Source organism: Glutamicibacter sp. AGC84 (assembly GCF_053543575.1).
Genome location: NZ_JBLVOC010000015.1, coordinates 377,211 through 381,402, shown reverse-complemented (window position 1 = coordinate 381,402; position 4,192 = coordinate 377,211). Strand labels below are relative to the sequence as shown.

Below are 4,192 nucleotides of genomic sequence, written 5' to 3'. Positions count from 1 at the left end.
GGGGGCCGCTTCTCGGGCCGCGAGGTCATGAGCGAATTCCGCAGGGCGACCGGTCTGCAGACCGCCACGAACATGATTGCGACTGACTGGCGAGAAATGGCGCACGCGGTGCGCACCAATGCGGTAGACATCCCCCTGGCAGATCCGCATTTCTGGACCATGTCCGGTTCAGTGCGCGTTGCCCAGCTGTGCAACGAGTTCGGACTGACTTGGGGGTCGCACTCGAACAACCACTTCGACATTTCGCTGGCGATGTTCACCCAGGTCGGCGCCGCTGCTCCGGGCGAGATCACGGCACTCGATACCCACTGGATCTGGCAGGATGGACAGGGCCTGACCGAGGAACCATTGGTGATTCGGGACGGAGAGATCAAGGTTCCGCAGCGGTCCGGCTTGGGTGTCAGCCTGGACATGGATCGGGTCGCCCAAGCCCACGAACTGTACCTGGAACATGGGTTGGGCTCGCGTGACGACTCGGTGTCCATGCAATACCTGATTCCCGGCTGGACCTTCGATTCGAAGAGTCCCGCGCTGGTTCGCTGATGGGCTGCCAGGGAATCCGAATAATGCACCGTGGACGGTAGAGGGAGCTTTCGCACCCTCGCCGTCCACGGCTTCGAGAAGCCCCGGAGCTGGGAACACCAGTACCGGGCGGGAAAGGCAATATGCAAGGAGTTCTACAGGGATTCTCCGTTGTCTTGATCCTCATCGGCATCGGCCTGCTGACGTCGGTCGCGCTGCCGCGACAACGCGCGGCCATTGCCCAGGGGCTGACCCCGCTCATCTTCTACATCACCAACCCCGCCCTGATGTTCACCCTGCTTGCCAGTACCGATCTGCATGCGGTGGTTGGTGTATTCACCCCGATAGCCTTGATGGTTGCGGTGCTGACCGGCTCCGCTTATGCATTGGTCGCGCGGCTGGCCTTCAAGACTCCAGCTCATCGGCTGCCCGTTGCGGCCATGTCCACGAGTTATGTGAATGCTGGAAATATCGGTGTGCCGCTGGCCCTTTATGCGGTGGGCAGCACCAGTCCCGTAGTGTCGGTGCTCATCGCGCAGTTGCTGATCATCGCTCCCGTCTACCTGTGCATGTTCGCGGTGCTCTCCCGCGCCAAGTCCGGTGGCGCGGATAGCCTGCCCGGTGCGAAAATGATCCTCAAGTCCATCGCCAACCCTGTCACTATTGCGACCTTCCTCGGTGCGGTGTTCTCCTTCTTTGGCCTGGCACTGCCCGAAGTCATTCATGCGCCAGTGCAAATGATTGGCGACGCATCCATCCCCCTGTTGCTGATGTCCTTTGGAATGGCGCTATACGGCCAGCGTCCATTGTCAGATAAGAACCTGCGCGGCGAAATCTATCTGGCGACCGCGTTCAAGGTGTTCTTCATGCCTTTGCTCGCCTGGCTCGTTGCCCGCTTCGTTTTCGGCCTATCAGGAATCGAACTTCTCGGAGTGGTGATCATGGCGGCGCTTCCAACCGCGCAAAACGTCTTGCTGTTTGCCCAGCAATTCAAGCTCCCCGTCGCCGTGCCGCGCGAAGTGGTGCTGGCAAGCACCCTGCTGACCTTTCCCAGTGTGCTGGTCATTGCCTTCTTGCTGGGCTAGATACGTGCAGCACCGGTATTCGCTCCGGTGGGCATCTTGAGCCTGCCGAAGCAAGCCGTTGCCAGCTGTCTCCCGAAGGGTAACTCGGCGGAACTGATTAGTTGGCGAAGCCTCCAGCCGATGAGCTGGCAACCAAGGCGCTATCGGCCATCGCACGGTGCCGAATCCGGAGGGACGCCATTTATTCAATGAATTAGCCAAGATACCTAGCACGCTTGGACCACGGCTTCGACGCCAGGATAGCTGGATCCCGGAATGTACTCCTAGCGTGAAACACCTTTGGAAAGATAGCGTTCGCTATGCAAATAATTATGTGTTTTCCATGGTCAGTGCGGATCTGAAAATTTCGAACTCCCCAAACATGCAGATAACCATCATTCATTTTTCGAATCTGCGAGTCCGCCGGGATAGTTCCACAGAAATATGTGAAACACCTTTTTAGTACATGAGCGAATATAAAAGATTTATTTGAGAAGTACTTCCTTTAGGAGTTGCCGAGCAGTTACGCTCCTACCGGCACACACCACATCGATTGATCACCGACCTTTGTGCGCCCAAAAACCCTACAAGGAGAACATCAATGGCACGTTTTTCTACCCCTCTTCGGAGAACCCTGGCCGTCTCCGCGGCCGTAGTGATCGGCATGAGCGGCTTCGGCGCTGGCGCCTTGCCAGCTACCGCCTCCCCCGTATCGGCTCCCGCTGAAAAGTCCCTCCCCAAGGCAAATGGCGAAGACAAGGTCAAGATCGGTTCGGTTCAATCAGGCGAGGCCTACGACCAATTCATCGTCACCTACAAGGCTTCAGCCACGCAGACGGGCAAGTCCTCCCGCGCCAAGGCCTGGGGCAAAGCAGCCAAGGCAGCAGGCGTTACCGTCAAGGAAATGCGAGCCATGGCCACCGGCAGCTTCGTGGTGAAGGCCGACAAGAAACTCAAGGGCAACGGCGCCAAAGAGTTCATGGCCGATATTGCGCAGTCTGGTCTCGTGGAATCGGTGGAACCCGATGCCATCATGAAGATTTCCATGACGCCTAACGACACCCGGTACGGCGAGCAGTGGCACTACAGCGGCACCAACGGGATGCGCTTGCCTTCGGCCTGGGACATCGCCACCGGCGAGGGCAGCATCGTCGCTGTCCTGGATACCGGCATCACCTCGCACTCGGACCTGAACGCCAACATCGTTTCCGGCTACGACTTCGTCTCCAGCTCTACCTCGGCCCGCGACGGCAACGGCCGCGACGCGAACCCCCAGGATGAGGGCGACTGGTACGCCGCCGGCGAATGCGGCGGCAGCTACTCGGGCAATTCCTCTTGGCACGGCACCCACGTGGCCGGCACCGTAGCCGCAGTCACCAACAACTCCAGCGGCGTGGCCGGAGTTGCCCCGGATGCCAAGATCCAGCCGGTCCGCGTCCTGGCCAAGTGCGGCGGCAGCCTGTCCGATATCGCCGATGCCATCATTTGGGCTTCGGGCGGTTCGGTCCCGGGAATTGCCAATAACCCAACCCCGGCAGACACCATCAACATGTCCCTGGGCGGTGGCGGCGCTTGCGGAACTACCTACCAGGCGGCCATCAACGCCGCGGTTTCGCGCGGCACCTCGGTGGTAGTTGCCGCCGGCAACGAAAGCCAGAACGCTTCGAATTCCCGCCCGGCCAACTGCGAAAACGTCATTACCGTAGCGGCAAGCAACCCTTCGGGCGCTCCGTCGTACTACACGAACTACGGCTCGGCCGTTGACGTCACCGCACCTGGTGGCGACACCCGCTACGCCGGCCAAGGCGTGCTGTCCACCATCAATACCGGCACCACTACTCCATCCAGCCAGGGCTATGCCTTCTACCAGGGCACTTCCATGGCCACCCCGCACGTAGCGGGCATGGTCGCACTGATGAAGTCGGCAGACCCTGGGATGTCCCCCGCCTCCGTGGAAACTGCGTTGAAGCAGGGCACCCGCGCGATGCCAGGCGGTTGCAGCATCGGTTGCGGCGCCGGACTGGTGGATGCCGCCAAGATCATGAATGCCCTGGACGGCAGCAACCCAACACCAACCCCGGAGCCAACTCCGGATCCGGAGCCAAGCGGCAACCTGCTGAAAAATGCAGGTTTCGAGAACGGGGCGGATTACTGGACCGCCAACCGCGCCGACACCTTCGAGTCCGGCTCGGCAGCCCGCTCCGGCAGCGGATTAGCTGGGCTCAATGGTTGGGGCAATTCCAACACCTACACCCTGGACCAGAAGGTCGCCATCCCGGCAGATGCCACCAATGCGCAGCTGGAGTTCTACCTGCATGTGCTGACCAATGAAACTACTGCCTATAGCCAGTACGACAAGCTGACCGTACAGGTTCTGGACGGCTACGGAACCTACAACATGGGCACCTGGTCGAACTTGGATGCCGGCTCGTCCTACGAACTGCAGGCCGTTGACCTGAACAACTTCCGCGGTAAGACCGTTACTTTGCGTTTCAAGGGCGTGGAAGACAGCTCGCAGGCTACCTTGTTCCGCATTGATGATGCATCGGTAGCCGCCAGCTAGAGGATCGACCAGAAAAGTCCACTATTACCTGCGCAAGCGGGGG

At 60.0% G+C, this 4,192-nt stretch carries 3 protein-coding genes; all 3 read left to right on the top strand.

The features are described from left to right. The coding region (locus ACNPN0_RS10540; RefSeq protein ID WP_448938899.1) for an enolase C-terminal domain-like protein at window positions 1-543 on the top strand (543 nt) is incomplete at its 5' end. A gap of 122 nt (window positions 544-665) precedes the next feature. Then, a complete protein-coding gene (locus tag ACNPN0_RS10535; RefSeq protein WP_448937726.1) occupies window positions 666-1,607 on the top strand; it encodes an AEC family transporter in 942 nt (313 codons plus the stop codon). Window positions 1,608-2,187: 580 nt separating this feature from the next. Beyond that, on the top strand, window positions 2,188-4,149 hold the full coding sequence (locus tag ACNPN0_RS10530) for a S8 family peptidase (RefSeq protein WP_448937727.1): 1,962 nt from the start codon (window positions 2,188-2,190) through the stop codon (window positions 4,147-4,149). Window positions 4,150-4,192 lie beyond the last annotated feature (43 nt).